This window comes from Burkholderia dolosa, assembly GCF_902499135.1.
In the GTDB taxonomy this organism is placed as follows: Bacteria; Pseudomonadota; Gammaproteobacteria; order Burkholderiales; family Burkholderiaceae; genus Burkholderia; species Burkholderia dolosa.
This window is the reverse complement of the sequence record NZ_CABVPR010000008.1, coordinates 64,452-84,366: the sequence shown is the minus strand read 5'-3', so window position 1 is coordinate 84,366 and position 19,915 is coordinate 64,452. Positions and strand designations below refer to the sequence as shown.

Here is a 19,915-nt window from a genome sequence, read left to right as displayed (position 1 = left end):
ATGGCCCATCCCGTTACGCTGCTCGGACGCGCGCAACTGCGCGCACTCGTGCCGCTCGATCTCGCGGCGATCGACCAGGTCGAAGCCGCGTTTGCATCGCTGGCGACCGAAGCCGTCGCGATGCCGCCGATCCTGAATCTCGCGCTGCCGGAGCGGCACGGCGAAGTCGATGTGAAAACGGCGTACCTGCCGCGCTTCGACAGCTTCGCGATCAAGGTGAGCCCCGGCTTCTTCGACAATCCGTCGCTCGGTCTGCCGAGCCTGAACGGGCTGATGCTCGTGCTGTCCGCACGCACCGGCCTGACCGAGGCCGTGCTGCTCGACAACGGCTATCTGACCGCCGTGCGCACCGCGGCGGCCGGCGCGGTCGCCGCGCGCCGGCTCGCGCGCGCCGATGCGCACCGCGCGGCGATCGTCGGCGCGGGCGAGCAGGCGCGGCTGCAGCTCGACGCGCTGATGCTCGTGCGCGAGATCACGCACGTGACGATCTGGGCGCGCGACGCCGCGCGTGCCGCACGCTTCGCGTCCGATGTGCGCGAAGCGCACGGCATCGATGCGATCGTTGCGCCGTCGGTGCATGCGGCGCTGGCCGACGCCGACATCGCGGTGACGACGACGCCGAGCCGCGAGCCGCTCGTCCACGCGCAAGACCTGCATCCGGGGCTGCACGTGACGGCGATGGGCTCCGATGCCGAGTACAAGACCGAGCTCGCGCCATCCGTGTTCGGCGTCGCGCGCTACTTCTGCGACCGTCTGCAGCAAACGCGCGTCGTCGGCGAACTGCGGCATGCGATCGCTGCCGGCGCGGTGCCGGCCGACGCAGTGTTTCCCGAACTCGGCGACGTGATCGCCGGCCGCAGCGACGGGCGCACGCACCGCGACGACATCACCGTCTGCGACCTGACCGGAACCGGCGCGCAGGACACCGCCATCGCCGTGCTCGCGCTCGAACGTGCGCGTGCGGCGGCGGCGGGGACGATTTTTCACAACGACCTCACGACCTGAGAGGAGACAGATGTCCGCAGTCATCGAAACCCATGAAGCCGCGCCGCGCCTCGCGTTCGCGCGCAGCGAATATGCGGCGCGCATCGCGAAGACGCGCGCGGCGATGCAGCGGGCCGGCATCGACCTGCTGATCGTCACCGATCCGACCAACATGGGCTGGCTGACCGGCTATGACGGCTGGTCGTTCTACGTGCATCAGTGCGTGCTGCTCGCGATGGACGGCGAACCCGTCTGGTTCGGCCGCGGCCAGGACGCGAACGGCGCGAAGCGCACTGCGTTCATGGCGCACGAGAACATCGTCGGCTATCCCGATCACTATGTGCAGTCGACGGCGCGCCATCCGATGGATTACCTGTCGACCGACGTGATCGCGGCGCGCGGCTGGAGCACGCTGCGCATCGGCGTCGAGCTCGACAACTACTACTTCAGCGCGGCGGCGTACGCGTCGTTGCAGAAGCATCTGCCGGCCGCGCGCTGGGTCGACGCGACCGCGCTCGTGAACTGGCAGCGCGCGGTGAAGTCGCCGCGCGAGATCGAGTACATGCGCGTCGCCGCACGCATCGTCGAGCGGATGCACGAGCATATCGTCGAGACGATCGAGCCCGGGATGAAGAAGAGCGATCTCGTCGCGCAGATCTATGCGACCGGCATCGGCGGCGTGGACGGCTTCGGCGGCGACTATCCGGCGATCGTTCCGCTGCTGCCGACCGGCGCCGACGCGGCCGCGCCGCACCTGACGTGGGACGACACCGCGTTCGCGCGCGGCGCGGGCACGTTCTTCGAGATCGCCGGCTGCTATCGCCGCTATCACTGCCCGCTGTCGCGCACCGTCTATCTCGGCAAGCCGCCCGCGCACTTCATCGAAGCGGAGCGCGCGGTCGTCGAAGGCATCGAGGCCGGGCTCGCGGCCGCGAAACCGGGCAACGTGTGCGAGGACATCGCGAACGCGTTCTTCGCGGTGCTGCGCCGCGCGGGCATCGAGAAGGACAGCCGCTGCGGCTATCCGATCGGCGCGAGCTATCCGCCCGACTGGGGCGAGCGCACGATGAGCCTGCGCCCGGGCGACCGCACGGTGCTCGAACCCGGCATGACGTTCCATTTCATGCCGGGCCTGTGGCTCGACGACTGGGGGCTGGAGATTACCGAAAGCATCCTGATCACCGACACCGGTGTCGAGACGTTCTGCAACACGCCGCGCAAGCTGTTCGTGAAGGAGTAGCACGATGCGAGCCTCTCCGATCACGCCGACCGTCGACTTCGATGCGGACGGCGAACAGCACGGCTTCCTGAAGCTGCCGTACTCGCGCGACGATTCCGCGTGGGGCGCGGTAATGATTCCGGTGACGGTCGTGAAGCGCGGCGACGGGCCGACCGCGCTGCTTACCGGCGGCAATCACGGCGACGAATACGAAGGGCCGGTCGCGCTCGCGAAGCTCGCCGGTTCGCTGAAGGCCGCGGACGTGACGGGCCGCGTGATCATCGTGCCGTTCATGAACTACCCGGCGTTCCGCGCGGGCTCGCGCACGTCGCCGATCGACGCCGGCAATCTGAATCGCAGCTTTCCGGGGCGGCCCGACGGCACCGTGACCGAGAAGATCGCCGACTACTTTCAGCGCCATCTGCTGCCGCTCGCGACGCACGTGCTCGACATTCATGCGGGCGGGCGCACGCTCGACTTCGTGCCGTTCGCCGCGATTCACGTGCTCGCCGATCGCGAGCAGGAAGCGCGCTGCGAACGCGCGATGCGCGCATTCGGCGCGCCGTACTCGATGCGGATGCTGGAACTCGACAACGTCGGCCTCTACGACACCGCTGCCGAAGAGGCCGGCAAGGTGTTCGTGTCGACCGAACTCGGCGGCGGCGGCACGTCGACGGCGGCGAGCGTCGCGATCGCGGAGCGCGGCGTGCGCGGCTTCCTCGCGCATGCGGGCGTGATCGCGAAGCACGACGGCGACGGCGTGCGCGCGGCGCCGCGCACGACGACGCTGCTCGACATGCCGGACGGCTCGTGCTTCACGACGAGCGAGCATCGCGGGCTGCTCGAGATGTGTTGCGATCTGGGCACCGAGGTCGAAGCCGGCGACGTGCTCGCGCGCGTGCACGACATCGACCGCACCGGCGTCGCGCCGATCGAGTACGTCGCGCGGCGGCGCGGGTTGCTCGCCGCGCGGCATTTCCCCGGCATCGTGCAGGCCGGCGACACGATCGCGGTGGTCGCGGACATCGTCGAACGCAACATCCCCGTGGCTGCCTGACGTGATCAAGCTGGACCGATACGATCTCGCGATCCTGCGCATCCTCGAGCGCGACGGGCGCATCACGAAATCGAAGCTCGCCGAGGCCGTGAACCTGTCGATCTCGCCCGCGTGGGAGCGCGTGCGCAAGCTCGAGGAAAGCGGCGTAATCCGCGGCTATCGCGCGGACGTCGACTGGGTCGGCACGTTCTCGGGCAGCCGCATCGTCGTCGAGGTGACGCTGTCGCGTCACACCGCGCACGACATGCGGCGCTTCGAGCAGCGCGTGAGCGCGGCGCCCGAGGTCGCGCAGTGCTACGCGACGGGCGGCGGCGTCGACTACGTGCTGCACGTGGTCGCGCGCGACATCGATCACTACCAGCGCTTCATCGATGCATTGCTGATGGAGGACCTCGGCATCGAACGCTACTTCACGTACATCGTGACGAAGGTCGTGAAGTGCGAGCCGGGCGGTGCGCCGGACTGGCAATGAAACTTCGCGCGGGCGCCGCGCAATACGGAAAAAACCGCAAGTTCGGGCCGTGCAAACCGAAATTTCCGCGCGCGGCGGCACGACAGAATGATGCTCGTGCCCACCGAAAAAAGGAGACGCAGCATGCTGCCCGGACACCCCGTTCTGTTCAAGTCGACCTGCTACGTCGACGGTCGCTGGATCCACAGCGACAGTGCCGCGACGGTCGCCGTCGTGAACCCGGCCGATCAGGCCGTGATCGGCCATGTGCCGATGCTCGAACGCGAGCAGATCGTCGCGGCGGTCGACGCCGCGCAGCGCGCGTTCGACACGTGGCGCTGGACGCCGCAGGCCGTGCGCAGTGCCGCGCTGCTGCGCTGGCATGCACTGATCCTGCGTCATCTCGAAGACCTCGCTGCGCTGCTCGCACTGGAGCAGGGCAAGCCGCTCGCCGAAGCGCGCGGCGAGATCCGCTATGCGGCAAGCTTCGTCGAATGGTTCGCGAACGAGGCGAAGCGCGCGGCAGGCCGCACGATCCCGACGCACATCGACGGCGCGCATCTGGGCACCGTGATGGAGCCGGTCGGCGTCGCCGCGCTGATCACGCCGTGGAATTTCCCGGCCGCGATGATCACGCGCAAGGCGGCCGCTGCGATCGCGATCGGCTGCACGACCGTCGTGAAGCCCGCGCACGAGACGCCGTTCTCGGCGCTCGCGCTCGCGCAGCTCGCGGACGAAGCCGGTTTTCCCGCGGGCGTGTTCAACGTCGTGCTCGGCGAGCCGCAGATGGCGATGGAGACGCTCGTCGGCGATCCGCGCGTGCGCGCGGTCAGCTTCACCGGGTCGACGCGCGTCGGCCGCCTCGTGACGGAAGTCGCCGCGCGCGCGGGCATCCGCAAGATTGCGCTCGAGCTGGGCGGCAACGCGCCGTTCATCGTGACCGACGACGCGGACGTCGACGACGCGGTGCGGATTGCCGTCGGCGCGAAGTTCCAGACGTCGGGCCAGGACTGCTGCGCGGCGAACCGGATCTTCGTCGCGCGGCCGCTCTATGACGCATTCGTCGAGCGTTATGCGCACGCGGTGCGCGAACTGAAGGTCGGCGCCGCATTCGAGTCGGGCGTCGACGTCGGGCCGCTGATGCATCAGGCGGCATTCGATGCGACGGTCGCGCGCGTCGACGACGCACGTGCGCGCGGCGCACGCATCGTTGCCGGCGGGCGGCCGCACGCGCTCGGCGGGTGGTTCTACGAGCCGACCGTGATCGCCGACGCCGCCCCCGGCATGCGCGTGTACGACGAGGAGAACTTCGCGCCGATCTCGGCCGTCAGCGCGTTCGACACGCTCGATGAAGTCGTACGGAAAGCGAACGACACGGAGTACGGACTCGCCGCATACGTGTGCGCGACGCGCATCGACACGATCTTCCAGCTCGTGCGGCGGCTCGACTTCGCGATGGTGTCGGTCAACGGCGTGAAGTTCACCGGCGCACCGATTCCGTTCGGCGGAATGAAGGCATCGGGTCTCGACCGCGAAGGCGGCACCGAAGGCTTCGAGCCGTTCACCGAAACCAAATACTTTTGCCTCGGCAATCTCGGCCTGCCCGTCGCGGCGACGGCCTGACCCATTCAAAGGAGCCCACCATGAAACAATCGTTCGACGCACTGCTGCGCGAGGATCGCGCCCACTTCATGCACCCGTCGACGCACGCGTACGACCACGAGAGCGGCGCGCTGCCCGGCAAGATCGTGCGCGGCGGCGAGGGCATCCGCATCGAGGATCACCAGGGCAAGCGCTACATCGACGCGTTCGCCGGCCTCTACTGCGTGAACATCGGCTACGGCCGCACCGAAGTCGCGGACGCGATGTACGAGCAAGCGAAGCAGCTCGCCTACTACCACACGTACGTCGGCCACTCGTCGGACGCGATCATCGAGCTGTCGTCGCGCATCATCGAATGGGCGCCGGCCGGGATGAAGAAGGTCTACTACGGGATGTCCGGCTCCGATGCGAACGAGACGCAGGTCAAGATCGTCTGGTACTACAACAACGTGCTCGGCCGCCCGAACAAGAAGAAGATCATCTCGCGCGAGCGCGGGTACCACGGCTCCGGCATCGTGACGGGCAGCCTAACCGGCCTGCCGAGCTTTCACCAGCACTTCGATTTGCCGATCGATCGCGTGAAGCACACAGTGTGTCCGCACTGGTACCGGAAGGCGCCGGCCGGGATGAACGAAGCGCAGTTCGTCGCGTATTGCGTCGACGAGCTCGAGAAGCTGATCGCGCGCGAGGGCGCCGACACGATCGCCGCATTCATCGCGGAGCCGGTGATGGGCACCGGCGGCATCATCGAGCCGCCGGCCGGCTACTGGCCGGCGATCCAGGCCGTGCTGCGCAAGCACGACATCCTGCTGATCTCGGACGAAGTCGTCTGCGGGTTCGGGCGTCTCGGCTCGAAGATGGGCGCGCAGCACTTCGGGATCGAACCGGATCTGATCACCGTCGCGAAGGGGCTGACGAGCGCATATGCGCCGCTGTCGGGCGTGATCGTCGGCGAAAAGGTGTGGGACGTGATCGCGCGGGGCTCGCAGGAGCACGGGCCGATGGGGCACGGCTGGACGTATTCCGGGCATCCGGTGTGCGCGGCCGCCGCGCTCGCGAACCTCGCGATCCTGGAGCGTGAGAATCTCGTCGGCAATGCGGCCGATGTCGGCGCGTATTTCGGTGCGAAGCTGCGCGATGCGTTCGGTGCGCATCCGCTCGTCGGCGAAGTGCGCAGCGTCGGCATGCTGGCCGCACTCGAATTCATGGCCGACAAGGATGCGCGCAAGCCGTTCGATCCCGCACTGAAGATCGGCGCGCAAGTGTCGGCGGCGGCCTTGCAGCGCGGCGTGATCGCGCGCGCGATGCCGCACGGCGACATTCTCGGCTTTGCGCCGCCGCTCGTGATGACGCGCGCGGAGGCCGACGAGATCGTCGCGATCGTACGGGAAGCGGTCGACGAAGTCGCGGAGCGGAATCTGGCGGTCGCCGGTTGAACGCGGTCCGGTAGCGCTGCGCGTTGCCGGCGCGCAGCAATGGACGCCGTCGCACGAAAGTGTGGCGGCGTTTTTGTTTGTGCGAGGGCGGTGTGTTGTCCGAGCGGCGGCTGCACGCGCCGGGAACATGCGATGAACGCGGGCACGACGGTCGGCGGCGTGCAGTCGGGCGGGCAAGCGTGTCTCGAGTGCAGGCGTGCAGTGCGAACGTCGGCCGCGCATATCGCGGGTAAGCGGGCTCGGCTGAAAGACCGGCCGTGCGTACGCTAGCGGACGCGATTGCAGTTCGAAGAATCGCGCCGCTGGTCGACGAAGAAGGTATCCTCGCCGCAGTGACAGTGACAGTGACAGTGACAGTGACAGCGACAGCGACAGCGACAGCGACAGCGACAGCGGTTACGGCTGCGGCGCACAGCAACGACCGAGTCCCGTTCACGCGAATGGTCCTTGCCGACCTCGACCGGCACGATGTTCCCGCAGCGCTAGAGCTGCGTTATATCCGATGTGCGTGCGCGATCCCGACCGTTGATCGGCACACGCATGCGTGAAGCAGATCACGCATAGCGCGCGAGAACAATTGAAGAAGCATGCCGAGCGCGCGCTGTGTACGTCGGCGCTCGAGCGAATCGGCGCGCGCCCGATGCGCTATGCGCGTATGCCACGTTGCGGCGACTCCGGCGTCACGCGGCGCGACACGCCGAGACTGCGGACCGACGGCTGCCGCGATTGCGACGCGACATTCGCCGAGCATGACCGGACAATCGAATGAGCGAGGCGTGCCTGCACGAAGATGCTTTCGATGCGTCGACAACGATCGCTTGCTCGACGACATCGGCATTCGACAGACGGTCCCGTTCTCACGCTGCCGCACAGCAACCGCTGAATCGCAAACTTCGGCCCGCAAAAACCGCAGCCCGTCGTCACCAGACCGACCTTCGAAATGCGCGACGCCCGCCGTCCGTTTCCGGCCGGCGGGCGTCGTGCTGATCGGCGACGGCTCGCGCAGCGCGTACTGAGCGCAAGCGCACGCCGCACGACGACGTGAATGCGAAAGGCGTGTTTTACGGGCTTACACCGGACACGCAGCGCGCCGATCTCGCGAGTGCGACGCTCGACGGCGTCCTGCTGAATCGAGCGGCGGCGCGAACGCACCGCCGCGGGCCGCATCATCCCGCCTGCCCGGGCACCGTGTCGCCGCGCAGCGAGCATCCGCGCGTCTCGATCACCGCGAACAGCGCGACGAGCCCGACCGCGCACGCGGCCATCATGTAGTACGCGGGAACCAGCGCATTGCCGGTCTTGCCGATCAGCCAGTCGTTGACGATCGGCGCGGTGCCGCCGAACAGCGACGTCGACACGTTGTACGCGATCGCCATCCCCGCATACCGGACGTGCGTCGGGAACATCGCCGGAAACATCGCGGAGATCGTCGCGAGCTGCGGCACGTACAGCACGCCGAGCACCGCGAAGCCGATGAATGCGCCGAGCACGCCGTGCGTCATCAGCGTGAACATCGGTACGGCCGCGATGAACAGCCCGACCAGCGAGAACCACCACATCGTCTTGCGGCCGACGTGGTCCGACAGCCAGCCTGCGAACGGCAGCAGCACCATCATCGCGAGCATGCCGATCAGCGGAATCAGCAGCGACATGTTCTCGCTGACGCCGAGTTCCTTGTGCATGTACGTCGGCATGTACGCGAGCAGCACGTAGTTGACGACGTTCAGCGCGACGACGAGCCCGCCGAGCAGCACCAGCGGCTTCGCGTAGCGCACCAGCAGTTGCGCGATCGGCATCGCGGACATCGCAGTCTTTTCGCGGCGATGCACTTGCTCTTCGAGTTCGCGGAACACCGGCGTTTCCTCCAGACGCGAGCGCAGATAGCAGCCGACGAGGCCGAGCGGCGCCGCGACGAGGAACGGCAGCCGCCAGCCCCACGCATGCATCGCCGTGTCGCCGAGCAGTAGCGCGAAGCCGAGCATCAGCAGTGCGCCCAGCGAGAAGCCGGCGAGCGTCGCGAATTCGAGGAAGCTGCCGCACAGTCCGCGCCGCGAGTCGGGCGCGTATTCGGCGATGAACGTCGCCGCGCCGCCGTACTCGCCGCCGGTCGAGAAGCCCTGCACCATGCGCAGCACGATCAGCGCGGCCGGCGCGAGCCAGCCGGCGGTCGCGTAGGTCGGCAGCAGACCGACGAGCAGCGTCGCGCCGGACATCGTCAGCACGGTCAGCGCGAGCACGCGCTTGCGGCCGAGCCGGTCGCCGAGCGGCCCCCAGAACAGCCCGCCGAGCGGCCGGATCAGGAACGAGATCGCGAACGTGCCGAGCGCGAACAGCGTCGCGCTGGCCGTGTTGCCGGGAAACAGCGCCGCGGAAATGTACGCGAGCCCGTACGCATAGATGCCGTAGTCGAACCATTCGGTCGCGTTGCCGAGCGCGGCGGCCGCGATCGCGACCCGCGGCAGGCTGTGCGGCGCGTCGCCGCGTTGGGACGTCGTCTCGTCGGCAACGGACGAGGCGTCGGAAACGGAAGTCCACGATGGAACGTATCGCATGAGGGATCCTCGCTATCAGCATGCGCCCGGACGGGCGCCGACGAGGATCAAAGTAATCCCGCCAATTTGCGATGCCGGATGTCATAGGACGATGTCGGGATCGGGGTTTTCCCGCGCCGTCGTTCCGCGCGGCGCTACCGATTCGGGTGCCAGCGCGCAATTCGCCGCGCCCCTATAATCGGCCGGCCCGGCGCCGCTGCCGGGCGGACGCGCGGCCCGCGAAAGGCGCTGCGCGCCCGATCTTCAACCGACCTCCAACCGTCCGACAAAGGGGCACGCATCGTGGCAACCTACATCGTATTTACGCGGGAAAGCACGCAGGACCAGCACGAACTCGACGTCTATCAGAGCAAGGTCGGCGCGACGCTCGCCGGTCATCCGGTGAAGGTGCTCGCCGCATACGGGCCGCAGGAGACGCTCGAAGGCGAAGGGCCGGAAGGCGTCGTGATCGTCGAGTTTCCGTCGAAGGCGGCCGCGCACGCGTGGTATCACGGTCCCGACTATCAGGCCGTCGTCCAGCACCGCTTCAAGGGCGCGCGCTATCGCGCGGTGCTGGTCGAAGGCGTCTGAGCCGCCGGTAACGGGCGCGCTTACCGCATGTGCGGCAGCAGCGCGCGGAGCCAGTACGACACCGCGACGGCGCCGCCGTCCGGCGTGCCGACCGCGCGTTCGCCCAGATAGCTCGCGCGTCCCGCGCGCGGCGTCATCTGCGCGGTGTCGCGGGCGCCCCGTTCGGCGGCTTCGACGGCCGCCGCCCATGCAGCCGCGGCGCCGGCACCGTCGTCCAGCGCGCGATCGAACGCATCGGCGGCCGGCAGCAGCGCGTCGAGCATCGTCCGATCGCCGGCGCGCGCGACGACGATCCCGCGTCAGCCCAGTTTGTCGTGCGCACCACGCAACGCGATCGCGAGTTCCATGTCGGGCGTCGCGCCGAGACCGTTGATCGGCAGCGCGACGCGCTCGCCGCGCTCGAGCACGAGATCGTGATGACCGGCCAAATGACTCACCTTCCCAAACTCGCTTTCGTGACGGCCGGGTGACGCGAACAGCGAGGCAGCGACTGAACCGAGCGAGAGTATTCGGCAGGTGTTCCGTACCGCAGGACAGCACGCTGGCGCCGTTGGCCCGTTTCGTCCGTCCACGACACGACATCGGCGGTAGCGCCGATGCAAGCGAGACAGCCCAGAGACCGTCGGCCTTCGGTCCATTACGCTGGAACTCGACCTCGCACGTGCCGACCACGAGCTTCGTGCAAATCCTGCTTCAGTCTGCCAGTACCGGCGCGACATCGACGCACGGCGCGCCTTTTCCGGGCCTCCAGGCGTCGGTTCGATGCGGGAGCCTGGCATGAAAGGAAATGGAAAGATTGTGTTTCCAGGACCTTTCACCTTGTCGGGATTTGTCCTACAGTAGCGGGGCCTCGGATTGCCGGTCTGTCGGGGCAGAACCTGAGACGAGAAGAAAGGAACAAGAATGAGTTTCGCGCCGAATGGCGGCATTCCGAGCGGTCTCGGAGGGAATGCGTTGGGCTCGCTCAGCGCGCTCGGCGGTCTTGCCGCCCCGATTGCATCCGCCGTGTCCGGCCAAATCGGCCCGCTTGCCGGCGTCGCCGGTCATCTCGATACCGTGCAGCGCGCGGTTCAGCTGGCGCAGACGGGTTTCTCGTTGATGAACAAGACGCCCGCTGCGATTGCGGATGCGCTCAACAATGCGACGGGCGGCGTCGCTCGCCTGACGCAGCTGAACCGGTACGTGACGATCGAATCGCCGCTCGGACCCGACGTGTTGCTGGTCGGCGCCGCGGTCATAGACGAGCACGTCAACCGCTTGCCGGAAATTCACCTCGATTTGCTGTCGCACCAGCATGACCTTACGCCGGATCATCTGATCGGCCAGCAAGTCAAGCTGCGGCTCGATCATGACGCTCGGCAGTCGACTCTCGAGCGCATCGTGATGTCCGGCGGAGCCGACAACAACCGCTATTTCGACGGCTACGTCGCGTCGTTCGATCGTGCCGGCAATCCGGGGCGGGTCACGCAGTACCACATGACCGTGGTGCCGTGGTTCTGGTTCCTGACGCGCTCGACCGACTGTCGCATTTTCCAGAACAAGACTTCGCAGGATATTCTCAGCGAGATTTTCCAGGATCACGGGTTCACCGACTTCGAGTTCGACATCCGTACCGCGCACAAGCCCATCGACTACATCGTGATGTACCAGGAGTTGTATTACAACTTCTGCGCGCGGCTCATGGAGCAGGAAGGGCTGATCTGGACGCACCGTTACGAGAAAGACAAGCACATTCTCGTGATTGGCGATACCAACTTCGTGTTCCGCCCGATCGACGGACTCGCGACGGTTCCTTACGCGGACAGCGAAGCCAGCGAATTCAACGGTATCGACCAATTGCACGAAGGGCGGCGTTTCGGCGTCGGCAAGGTAACGTTCCAGGATTTCAACCACCAGAATCCGTCGTCGCCGCTGATGCTCGTACAAGCCGAGGCGCAGACGTTGCGACACGCGCGGCTCGACGCAACCGAACGTTTCGAGCATCAGTCGCTTTACGACCACGGCGACGACGGGAATCGCTACGCGCGCATCGCGATGCAGGCCGAGGAGGCGCATGCGCATCGATATACCGGCGGCGGCTACGCATGGCGGATGACCGCTGCCGGCAGTGTGACGGTAGCGAACCATCCCGTGATGGCGAACAATCAGGAATATGTGATCCTGCATGTCCGGCACGAAGCGGTGAACGACTATACGCAACACGCCGCGAAAATGCCGTATCGCAATTCGTTCGCGCTTTTGCCGCAGAAGATTCCGTACCGTGCCCCCCGTAACACGCCGAAGCCGGTGATCCACGGCACGCAGTCGGCGATCGTTGTCGGCCCGAAAGGTGAGCAGATCCACACGAACGGCAGTTGCGTGAAGGTCCACTTCTTGTGGGATCGCCGCGGTCAGATGGACGGATCGGATTCGATGTGGATTCGCGTTTCGCAGCCGTGGGCGGGTGCGGGCTGGGGCGCAGCTGCAATTCCGCGAATCGGCCAGGAAGTCCTGGTCTCGTTCAATCAGGGGGATCCCGATAATCCTGTCATTGTCGGGCGCGTCTTCAACGGCGAGCAAGGCAACCCGTACCACGGCGCGGCGGGCCAGACGATGGGGATCAAGAGTCAGACGCACAAAGGGCAGGGCTCGAACGAGTTGCGGTTTTCCGACGTGAACGGTGCTCAGGAAGTCTTTCTGCACGCGCAGAAGGACATGAAGACCGTGATCAAGGATTCCGAGACGCATACGGTCGAAGCCGGCGCGCGCACCGTGTCGTTGCTCAAGGGCAGCGAAACGAAGCAGATCGCGCAAGGCGGGCTGACCGAAACCATCGCGCTGACGCGCGACACTACGGCCAACGTTATCAACACGAAGGCAATTGCGAGCAAGGCCGGACCCGGCATGCAGAGCCACCAGGCCAGCGATGGCATCGAGCATCGCGTGGGCGAAAGTGTCGTGGTGATGACGCCCGACAGCATCAAATTGACGCATGGCGCTTCGTCGATTCTGATCAATGCGAATGGCATCTATATCGACGGGCCAGTGATTCACCTGAACCAGGGCAGCGCCCAGGCGCCCGAACAGGCGCTTGCGCTTCAGTGGGCAGCTGCGCAGGCGATGATCGCCGAGGGACTCGCGAGTCCCGATCCGGCAACCCGCGCGGCCGCGGTGAAGTACGCGAACTCGCTCAAGGCGCAGCAAATGGCGAAACTCGCCGATCACGTCTACCACCCGAACGATCCGCCACCGACGGGATGGAAGATGGCCACCGACGATCCGGACGCGCTGAAGGCATTCGGCCTCAAGCCCGACAACTTTCATATCGACGGCAGCAACTTCGGTTCACAGATGTACGTTCCCGATCCGAAGGTTTTCGGCGACAGCATGAAGCCGACGATCGCATTCAAGGGAACGCAGAGCCTCAACCCGTTCGGCGACGATATGTCCAACAACATGGCGCAAGGGCTCGGCGACGAATCTCCGTATTATCGGAAAGCCGTGACGATCGGCAGCCGGCTCGAACAGTCAGGTGCGGCGTCAGCTGTCGATTTCACCGGGCACTCGCTCGGCGGAGGAATGGCCTCCGCTGCGGCGGAGGCGAGCGGCGGTTCGGCCATCACGTTCAATGCAGCCGGCCTCAATCCGGAAACCGTCGCGCAATACGGCGGTACGGTTCAGCCGACCAGCATTACGGCGTACCGCGTCCACGGCGACATTCTGACCGGGCTTCAGGAGGGCGGGCTCGGCCCGATCAGCGACGGGACTGCGCAGCTCATGCCAAAAGCGGCGGGTACTCCGGTCGCGCTCGACGGGCAGAGCATTACCACGGTCGGCCGGCACATGATGGGTGACGTGACGAACGGGATGAACCAGCAAGTCGCGAAGGACGAATCGGACCTGGTTTCACAACTGAATTCATCACACTGATGCGATACAAAAAAGCGATAACCGTCGGCGCCGTTGCCGCACTCGTGGGAGTGAGTTCGCCGTTGTGGTGGCCCACTCAAGCTCAAGGGACGAACATGACTGGCTTTAAACGTTACGCGCCGGAAGAATTTTTTTCGGGACAACAGCTCACGCTTGCTCAAGCCATTCACGACGGAGACCTTGCGCGCGTGCAGCAGCTCGCGCCGAAGACCGACCTGAACGCGCCCGGTGCGAAGAATACGACGCTGCTGTCTTACGCCGTACAGGAGATCGTGCCGGTCAAGAACGATGCGTCGAACACCCGCTACCAGATCATCTCGGTGCTGCTCAAGAACGGTGCGGATCCGAAGGCGCCGGTCGGGGCCAGTGGAGGAACGGTCGTCTATGCGGCGTTGCATGCCGATACGCCGAATCTGCTTCGCGTGCTGCTGGACGGCGGTCTCGATCCGAACTGGCGACCAAGCGGCGACACGCCGATGATCTTCGAAGTCGCCGAAAACAAGCTGCTGCCGCAGTTGAAGCTTCTGGTAGAGCACAACGCGAACGTGAACCTTCGCGATTCGCTCGGCGCGACGGCCATCTTCGATGCGACGTCGCTTCAGCAGTGGGACGCGGTCGATTATCTGCTTGCGCACGGCGCGGACCCGAAAGTCGCAAATCAGCTCGGTGTCTCGTACGGCTGGGTCCTGCAGACCACGCTCGAGAAACATACGACGCCGGGTTCGCCGGGACGTGCGCGTATCGACGACATCCGCCGCAAGATTGTCGCGGCCGGCGCGCCATGGCCACCAGTGGATCCGAAAGCGCAGCGGGCAGCGATGCGTGCGCGCGGCGAAAAAGTGGTGACGCCGGCCGGGCAGACGGAATGAGCGCGCGGTTGGCGTTCGCGGGTCATGCCAATGGATTCGAGGCATGAGCGGTGCCGTCGATTCGTTGGCGCGCGTTAGGCGGGAAGCCGTGCTGTGGACGTCGATCGCGCTGTACGTTGCCTCGCTGTTCCTGCCAGCGATGTATTTCGAAAGGGAATCGCCGCTCACGGGAATGTCTGTTCTGGCTCAAGGCTGGTGGGGCCTGCTGATGCTCAATCCGTCGTGGCTCGCGAATCCGCTTTACGTGATCGCCGTCGTCATGTTTGCCCGCCGCCGGTACACATGCGCGGCTCCGTTCGCCGGTACCGCAGTGGCATGTGCGCTTTGTTCGCTGCTGACGACGAAGTGGTACTTCAATGAAGCCGATGCGACTCCGATCCGAAGTCTCGGCATTGCCTTTTACACGTGGGCGATCGCACCGATGGTGTTGCTGCTTGGCAGCCTGCGTATGCGCCGTGACGTTGTCGCCGCGCAGCCGGGCGATTGAGCGCGAGGCCCGCGCAAGCGCCCCGGCTGTTTCTGAACTACCCGTTTCCCGAGATAAAGCATGACCGATTCCGACAACCGCATCCGGATTCACGAAGGCAGCATAGTGCTGCCGGATGGCTTCGAGGATCGTACGACCAACCTGTTCGTCCCGGCCGACCTGGCCACGCAGCCGAATCTCAGCGTCGCGCGTGACCGACTCAACGAAGGCGAGACCCTCGCTCCCTACATCGACCGCCAGCTGACGATGCTCAAGTCACGTTTGCAAGGTCATCGGCTGCTCTCGCGTCAGACCGAGCGGCTCGGGCCGGACGCGCACGCGACGCCGGGCGAGCGCATCGACACGGCGTACCGCAACGGCGCGAGGATGGTCTTTCAGCGGCAAGCGGCGTTCATCGTGGCGCCGGGCCGAGTGCTGATTTTCACGGCATCGAGCGGGAAGACCTTCAGCGAAGCGTTCGACACGTTCTGGCGGAATTGGCTCGACAGCTATTTGCCAGCCGAGCCGGCAACAGCATAACAACAAGAAAGGACATGAACCATGTACGAAGCCGCGCGCGTCACTGATCCGATCGAGCACACCAGTGCGCTCACAGGCTTTCTTGTCGGCGCCGTGTTGGGAATCGCGCTGATCGCGACCGTCGCATTCGTGACATTCTCATGCGGCTTCGGCGCGGCGCTGCTCGCCGGCATGGCGGCTGGCATCGGCGCACAGGGACTGCTTTCATTGGGAGAGGCGATCGGCCGGATGTCCAGCGCGCCGTCCGGCAACATCGTCACGGGCTCGTCGGACGTCTATGTCAACGGGAAGCCGGCCGCATACGCGACGTTGAGCGGCGTCGCGTGCAGCAAGCATAATCCCATTCCGCTCGTCGCACAGGGCTCGACGAACATCTTCATCAATGGGCGGCCCGCGGCCCGCAAGGGCGACAAGATCACGTGCGGAGCGACGATCGGCGACGGCTCGCACGATACTTTTTTCCACGGCGGCACACAGACGTATCTCCCTGTCGCCGACGAAGTGCCGCCGTGGCTTCGGACCGCAACGGACTGGGCGTTTGCGCTCGCGGGCCTGGTCGGCGGATTGGGCGGACTGCTGAGGCAGGCCGGCGGCCTGTCGCGCGCGGTGCTGCCGTGCGCGGCGAAGTTCATTGGCGGGTATGTGCTCGGTGAAGCGGTCGGGCGTTACGTCGCCGGTCCTGCGATCAACAAGGCGATAGGCGGATTGTTCGGCAATCCGGTCGACGTGACGACCGGCAGAAAGGTGCTGCTGGCCGATTCGGAAATCGACTATGTCATTCCGAGCCCGATGCCTGTCGCGATCAAGCGGTTCTACTCGAGCAGCCTCGAGTATGCGGGCACCCTCGGTCGTGGCTGGGTGCTGCCGTGGGAGCTTCGTCTTCATGCACGCGACGGACGCCTCAGGTACACGGACGCGCAGGGACGGGAGACCGGATTTCCGCTGCTGCGCGCGGGTCAGGCGGCGTACAGTGAAGCCGAGCAGCGATATCTGTCGTGCACGCCGGATGGGCGGTACATTCTCCACGACATCGGCGAGACGTATTACGATTTCGGCCGATATGAGCCGGATTCCGGCCGTGTCGCGTGGGTACGTCGCATTGAAGATCAGGCAGGGCAGTGGTGCCAGTTCGAGCGCGACAGCCGCGGCCGCGTCAGCGAAATCCTGACCTGCGGCGGACTGCAGGCCGTGCTCGACTACGAGTCCGGGCACGGGCGTCTTGGCGCGATTACGCTCGTTCATGGTGAAGCGCGCAGGCGTGCGGTGGCCTATGGATACGACGAAAACGGACAGTTGGCGTCGGTAACGGATGCCAACGGAGCGGTCACGCGCCGGTTCACATACGACAACGGCCTGATGTCGAGCCACGCGAATGCGCTTGGCTTTACGTCGAGCTACGTATGGTCGGCAATCGAAGGGCAGCATCGAGTCGTCGCCACACGTACCAGCGAAGGCGAGGCGTGGACGTTCGACTACGATATCGAAGATCGACAGACCCGCGTCCGTCACGCCGACGGTCGCACTGCGCATTGGCGCTACGACGCACGGTTCCAGATCGTCCAATACACGGACTTCGACGGCGCGCTTCACCGGATCAGGTACAACGACGCCGGCATGCCGGTGATGCTGTTGCTGCCCGGCGAGCGTACGGTCGAGTTCGAATACGACGATGCGGGCCGCATCGTGGTCGAAACCGACCCGCTCGGCCGTGCAACGCGTACGCGCTATGACGGCAACAGCATGCGGCCGGTAGAGATCGTCGGACCCGATGGCGGTGCTTGGCGTGCTGAATACGATCCGCAAGGTCGCCTGTTGGCAAGCCAGGATCCGTTGGGTCGCGAAAATCGCTACGAGTACCCCAAGGGCCTGACCGCGCTCCCGATCGCGCATATCGACGCGCGCGGCGGCCGCAAGACCTTCGAATGGAATCGGCTCGGAGAACTGGTCAGCTACACGGATTGTTCGGGCAAAACGACGCGCAATAGCTTCGACGCGTTCGGCGTACCGCTCGCGCAAGAAAACGCGTTGGGGCAGCGCATCACGTACGACATGCGCGCGACGGGCGAGCCGCGCCGAATCACCTATCCGGACGGCAGCGCCGAGTTCTTCGAATACGATGCCGCTGGATTGGTGGTGCGGCACGTCGGCCTCGGCGGACGAATCCACCAGAAGCTGCGCAATGCGCGTGGGCAGCTCGTTGAAGCGATCGATCCGGCCGGCCGGCGGACACGCTATCGCTACGATGCGGAAGGACGGCTCCGGGAGCTGCGGCAGGACCATGCCCGCTATGCGTTCGCATACAGTGCCGGCGGCCGGCTTACTTCGGAAATTCGGCCGGACGGTGTCGAGCGGCGCTTCGCGTACGGAGAAGCAGGCGAGCTGCTGGCGCTGGATGTTGTCGGCACGCCTGACGGCAACACGGCTGGCAGCCGGGCGATCCGCACGATCCGCTTCGAACGCGACCGCATGGGCAATCTCAAGGTCCAGCACACCGCGACCGAGGTGACCCGTTACGAGCGCGACAGTGGCGACCGGCTGGTGAAGGTCGAGCGCGTGCCGACTGCCGCGGGGCTTGCGCTCGGCATCGTTCGCGATACTGTCGAATTCGAGTACGACAAGGCCGGTCGCCTGATTGCCGAGCATGGCGCAAACGGGACCGTGAAGTACACGCTCGACGAGCTCGACAACGTGACGATGCTCGAGCTGCCGCACGAGCAGACGCTCCAGATGCTGCGCTATGGTTCTGGTCACGTGCATCAGATCCGCTGCGGCGATCAGGTGGTGAGCGACTTCGAGCGCGACGATCTGCATCGCGAGATCACGCGTACTCAGGGCCGTCTGATTGAGCAGTCCGCTTACGATCCGCTGGGCCGCAAGGTATGGCAATCGGCGGGATTCCACGCTGAAGCGCTGGGGCGCGGGCGCGGCCAGTTCTGGCGGAGCTACGGATACGACGCCGCGGGCGAACTGATCGAGACGAGCGACAACCTGCGCGGAAACACGCAGTACAGCTACGATCCGGCCGGGCAACTGACCCGCCGGGTGAACACCGCGGATCGACAATTCGAGGAGTTTGCCTGGGATGCCGCCGGCAATCTGCTTGACGACGTGCAACGCGCAAGTCGTGGCTACGTCGAGGGCAACCGATTGCGCATGTGGCAGAACCTGCGCTTCGAGTACGACCCGTTCGGCAACCTGACGACAAAGCTGCGCGGGCCGAACCAGGCCCAGAGGTTCACCTACGACGGGCAGGACAGGTTGATCGCGGTGCGCACGCAGCACGCGCGCGGCGTCGTGGAAAGCCGATTCGCGTACGATCCGCTCGGGCGGCGTGTGGCGAAGACCGATACTTCGTTCGACGTGCGCGGCATAAAGCTGCGCACAGAAACCAAGCGTTTCGTATGGGCAGGGTTGCGGCTTGCACAGGAAGTCCGTGAGACCGGTGTGAGCAGCTATGTGTACAGTCCGGATGCGCGTTATTCTCCGGCCGCGCGCGTCGACGCGCTGATTGCAGAATCGCTGGCGGCAGCGGCGATCGACTCGGCAAAGCGCGCGGCAAGGATTTATCACTTCCATACCGACTTGGTCGGCGCGCCGCTCGAGGTTACCGACGAAGGCGGCGAACTGGCGTGGGCCGGGCAATATACCGCATGGGGCAAGGTTGAGCACGGAGGTCGCTCACTCACCGAGGCTCGGATCGATCAGCCGCTCCGCTACGCGGGACAGTATGCAGACGACAGCACGGGGCTGCATTACAACACGTTCCGGTTCTATGACCCGGACGTGGGGCGGTTTATCAGCCACGATCCGATTGGGCTATACGGCGGTAGCAACTTATACGCGTATGGTCCCAATTCGCAGAAATGGGTCGACCCGTGGGGGTGGTGTTCTGTCAAATTGAGCAATAATCTCGAGAAATCGGGAGTGCCTCGTCCCGCCAATTCTGCGGCGCACCACATCGTCGGCGACACTGCGAAGGAAGCTGCTCCGGCACGGGCCATTCTGGCAAAACATGGCATCGATGTTGATTCCGAGTTGAACGGCGTATTCTTACCGAATCGAAACAATACCGACGGGCTCGGAGGTATATTGCACAACGGCAAACATCCGAACGCATACTTTCAGAAGATCAATCAATTGCTGCAAGACGCGGATTTGGGGGGCAAGCAAGCTGTTCTCGATCAGCTTCAAACAATCAGAGAAACGTTGCAGAACGCATCGCGCGATATGCCATGGAAATCAGTGCTTTCAGAATTGTGA

At 65.4% G+C, this 19,915-nt stretch carries 15 protein-coding genes and 1 pseudogene; 13 read left to right on the top strand and 3 right to left on the bottom strand.

Going from position 1 to position 19,915, the window contains the following annotated elements:
* The 7 genes from BUB20358_RS06085 (at nt 1) to BUB20358_RS06055 (ending at nt 7,518) form a co-directional block, all read left to right on the top strand.
* Nucleotides 1-1,005, top strand: a complete 1,005-nt coding sequence (locus tag BUB20358_RS06085) for a cyclodeaminase (protein ID WP_035975467.1) — start codon at nt 1-3, stop codon at nt 1,003-1,005.
* Between the two features lie 10 nt (nt 1,006-1,015).
* The gene (gene doeA / locus BUB20358_RS06080) at nt 1,016-2,224 is read left to right on the top strand and encodes an ectoine hydrolase DoeA (RefSeq protein ID WP_006767045.1); all 1,209 of its coding nucleotides are present in this window, start codon (nt 1,016-1,018) and stop codon (nt 2,222-2,224) included.
* A gap of 4 nt (nt 2,225-2,228) precedes the next feature.
* Nucleotides 2,229-3,260 (top strand): N(2)-acetyl-L-2,4-diaminobutanoate deacetylase DoeB, encoded by a 1,032-nt coding sequence (doeB, locus tag BUB20358_RS06075; RefSeq protein WP_006767046.1) that lies wholly within the window; start codon nt 2,229-2,231, stop codon nt 3,258-3,260.
* A 1-nt stretch (nt 3,261) separates the two neighbouring features.
* A complete protein-coding gene (locus tag BUB20358_RS06070) occupies nt 3,262-3,732 on the top strand; it encodes an Lrp/AsnC family transcriptional regulator (RefSeq protein WP_006767047.1) in 471 nt (156 codons plus the stop codon).
* A 123-nt stretch (nt 3,733-3,855) separates the two neighbouring features.
* Entirely contained in the window at nt 3,856-5,334 is a 1,479-nt protein-coding gene (locus BUB20358_RS06065) for an NAD-dependent succinate-semialdehyde dehydrogenase (protein ID WP_035975468.1), read from the top strand.
* Nucleotides 5,335-5,354: 20 nt separating this feature from the next.
* Nucleotides 5,355-6,749: an aspartate aminotransferase family protein gene (locus BUB20358_RS06060; RefSeq protein ID WP_006767049.1), complete on the top strand. Its 1,395-nt coding sequence runs from the start codon at nt 5,355-5,357 to the stop codon at nt 6,747-6,749.
* Nucleotides 6,750-7,293: 544 nt separating this feature from the next.
* On the top strand, nt 7,294-7,518 hold the full coding sequence (locus tag BUB20358_RS06055) for a hypothetical protein (protein ID WP_123806789.1): 225 nt from the start codon (nt 7,294-7,296) through the stop codon (nt 7,516-7,518).
* Nucleotides 7,519-7,915: 397 nt separating this feature from the next.
* Here the strand turns inward: BUB20358_RS06055 and BUB20358_RS06050 are convergent, their stop codons facing one another.
* Complete coding sequence (locus BUB20358_RS06050; protein ID WP_006767050.1) at nt 7,916-9,301, bottom strand: MFS transporter; 1,386 nt, start codon at nt 9,299-9,301, stop codon at nt 7,916-7,918.
* 282 nt (nt 9,302-9,583) lie between these two features.
* On the opposite strand from BUB20358_RS06050, the gene BUB20358_RS06045 reads away from it, so the two are divergent.
* The gene (locus BUB20358_RS06045; RefSeq protein ID WP_006767051.1) at nt 9,584-9,871 is read left to right on the top strand and encodes a DUF1330 domain-containing protein; all 288 of its coding nucleotides are present in this window, start codon (nt 9,584-9,586) and stop codon (nt 9,869-9,871) included.
* Nucleotides 9,872-9,891: 20 nt separating this feature from the next.
* Here the strand turns inward: BUB20358_RS06045 and BUB20358_RS06040 are convergent.
* A pseudogene (locus BUB20358_RS06040) lies at nt 9,892-10,155 on the bottom strand (DAK2 domain-containing protein); the annotation flags it as partial.
* Between the two features lie 15 nt (nt 10,156-10,170).
* On the bottom strand, nt 10,171-10,308 hold the full coding sequence (locus BUB20358_RS06035; RefSeq protein ID WP_174484779.1) for a hypothetical protein: 138 nt from the start codon (nt 10,306-10,308) through the stop codon (nt 10,171-10,173).
* A 466-nt stretch (nt 10,309-10,774) separates the two neighbouring features.
* Between BUB20358_RS06035 and BUB20358_RS06030 the strand changes: the two genes are divergently transcribed.
* From BUB20358_RS06030 to BUB20358_RS06010, 5 genes are read left to right on the top strand one after another with little or no spacing between them, the layout of a single operon-like run.
* The gene (locus tag BUB20358_RS06030; protein WP_006767052.1) at nt 10,775-13,780 is read left to right on the top strand and encodes a type VI secretion system Vgr family protein; all 3,006 of its coding nucleotides are present in this window, start codon (nt 10,775-10,777) and stop codon (nt 13,778-13,780) included.
* Complete coding sequence (locus BUB20358_RS06025) at nt 13,780-14,649, top strand: ankyrin repeat domain-containing protein (protein ID WP_006767053.1); 870 nt, start codon at nt 13,780-13,782, stop codon at nt 14,647-14,649. Before BUB20358_RS06030 ends, BUB20358_RS06025 begins: the two co-directional genes overlap by 1 nt.
* A gap of 43 nt (nt 14,650-14,692) precedes the next feature.
* Complete coding sequence (locus tag BUB20358_RS06020; RefSeq protein WP_035975473.1) at nt 14,693-15,136, top strand: hypothetical protein; 444 nt, start codon at nt 14,693-14,695, stop codon at nt 15,134-15,136.
* A 60-nt stretch (nt 15,137-15,196) separates the two neighbouring features.
* On the top strand, nt 15,197-15,655 hold the full coding sequence (locus BUB20358_RS06015) for a DUF1795 domain-containing protein (RefSeq protein ID WP_006767054.1): 459 nt from the start codon (nt 15,197-15,199) through the stop codon (nt 15,653-15,655).
* A gap of 21 nt (nt 15,656-15,676) precedes the next feature.
* Nucleotides 15,677-19,915, top strand: coding sequence for an RHS repeat-associated core domain-containing protein (locus BUB20358_RS06010; protein WP_035975475.1), 4,239 nt, complete (start codon nt 15,677-15,679; stop codon nt 19,913-19,915).

Coding starts and splice junctions, on each gene's coding strand:
- BUB20358_RS06085 (WP_035975467.1), top strand. CDS start 1: ATGGCCCATCCCGTTACGCTGCTCGGACGCGCGCAACTGCGCGCACTC.
- doeA (WP_006767045.1), top strand. CDS start 1,016: ATGTCCGCAGTCATCGAAACCCATGAAGCCGCGCCGCGCCTCGCGTTC.
- doeB (WP_006767046.1), top strand. CDS start 2,229: ATGCGAGCCTCTCCGATCACGCCGACCGTCGACTTCGATGCGGACGGC.
- BUB20358_RS06065 (WP_035975468.1), top strand. CDS start 3,856: ATGCTGCCCGGACACCCCGTTCTGTTCAAGTCGACCTGCTACGTCGAC.
- BUB20358_RS06060 (WP_006767049.1), top strand. CDS start 5,355: ATGAAACAATCGTTCGACGCACTGCTGCGCGAGGATCGCGCCCACTTC.
- BUB20358_RS06050 (WP_006767050.1), bottom strand. CDS start 9,301: ATGCGATACGTTCCATCGTGGACTTCCGTTTCCGACGCCTCGTCCGTT.
- BUB20358_RS06030 (WP_006767052.1), top strand. CDS start 10,775: ATGAGTTTCGCGCCGAATGGCGGCATTCCGAGCGGTCTCGGAGGGAAT.
- BUB20358_RS06025 (WP_006767053.1), top strand. CDS start 13,780: ATGCGATACAAAAAAGCGATAACCGTCGGCGCCGTTGCCGCACTCGTG.
- BUB20358_RS06020 (WP_035975473.1), top strand. CDS start 14,693: ATGAGCGGTGCCGTCGATTCGTTGGCGCGCGTTAGGCGGGAAGCCGTG.
- BUB20358_RS06015 (WP_006767054.1), top strand. CDS start 15,197: ATGACCGATTCCGACAACCGCATCCGGATTCACGAAGGCAGCATAGTG.
- BUB20358_RS06010 (WP_035975475.1), top strand. CDS start 15,677: ATGTACGAAGCCGCGCGCGTCACTGATCCGATCGAGCACACCAGTGCG.